This is a genomic window from Gilvimarinus sp. 1_MG-2023 (genome assembly GCF_030548285.1).
In genome coordinates, this window is the sequence record NZ_JAUOSC010000982.1 from 1 (window position 1) to 273 (window position 273).

The following is a 273-nucleotide window of genomic DNA, read 5'->3' on the forward strand; positions in this document are numbered from 1 at the left end:
GGCTGGACACTGGGCTATCGTTCCGGTAAGGCTCGCCCCAAAAGTACACCGGTTGACTGGATTCCCAGTATCGATTTTATTCTTGCACAAAACACCGACCTCACTCTTAAACGTATTGTTAATGCCCAGACACTGGATGATGATTCGGTTGAATTGTTTCTCCGTCTCGGCTGTAGTTTGCGGGAAAAAGGCGAAGTTGAACGTGCTATCCACTTGCACCAGACCCTGTTTGCCCGGACTGACCTGAAGGGCGTACTGCTGCAAGAACTGGAG

1 protein-coding gene is annotated in these 273 nt (G+C 50.5%); it reads left to right on the top strand.

Features of this window, described 5'->3' with window-relative positions:
• The coding region (locus Q4563_RS19815; RefSeq protein WP_442903817.1) for a tetratricopeptide repeat protein at positions 1-273 on the top strand (273 nt) is incomplete at both ends.